Consider the following 842-nt stretch of genomic DNA (forward strand, 5'->3'; position numbering starts at 1 on the left):
GCCGGCGGCAGGGCGCTCGGGTCGGCCGCCGCGCGCCGGCTCAGGCGAGCGCCATCAGGAAGCGGTCGATCAGCTCCAGCGCCCGCTCCGTCATCGCGCCGGGATAGCGGATGAAGACGTGGCAGCCGCCGGGATAGACCGCCGTGTGGCCGCCGTTGCCCGCCGCCGCCCAGCGGGCGGACATGTAGAGCGTGTCGTCGAGCAGCGGGTCGCAGGTCCCGACGGTGAACAGGGCCGGCGGCAGGCCCTTGAGGTCGGCGTAGATCGGCGACACGTCCGGCCGGCGCCGGTCGATGCCGTTGCGGACGTAGCCGTCGGCGAAGGCGGTGAGGTCGGTGGTGTTGCACACGAGGCGCTCGTCGCCCCAGTTGCGCACCGACGGGGTCAGCCCGAGGTCGAAGAAGCCGGCGTTCAGGTTCGCGCCGCGGAAGGCGCGCGGAAGCCGGTGCTTGTCGCGCAGGCGCAGAAGCACCATCACCGCGAGGTGCGCCCCGACCGATTCGCCGCCGATGGTCAGCGCCGAGATGCCGAACTCGGCCTTGCCCGGGCCGGCGAGCCAGAGCGCCGCCGCCTCGCAATCGAGGAGCGCCGCCGGGTAGGGATGCTCGGGGGCGAGGCGGTACTCGACCGAGAGGCAGACGAAGCCGCAGGTGTCGGCGATCCGCTCGAGCCACGGGTCCTGCTCGTCGGCCGAGCCCCAGACCCAGCCGCCGCGGTGGATGTGCAGGTAGGCGCCGCGCAGCTTCACGCCGGCCCGGGGGCGGATCACCCGCAGGTTCAGCGGGCCGCCGGGGCCGTCGATCGTCATGGTCTCGGCGCGGGCGCTGCGCGGCATCGCGGGC

1 protein-coding gene is annotated in these 842 nt (G+C 74.3%); it reads right to left on the reverse strand.

Features of this window, described 5'->3' with window-relative positions; genetic code table 11:
* Positions 1 to 40: 40 nt before the first annotated feature.
* Positions 41 to 842 (reverse strand): alpha/beta hydrolase (locus tag FV223_RS28840; RefSeq protein WP_147730025.1); only part of this gene is annotated, 802 nt, incomplete at its 5' end.

Origin of the sequence: Methylobacterium sp. WL116, from assembly GCF_008039455.1 — a bacterium.
In the GTDB taxonomy this organism is placed as follows: Bacteria; Pseudomonadota; Alphaproteobacteria; order Rhizobiales; family Beijerinckiaceae; genus Methylobacterium.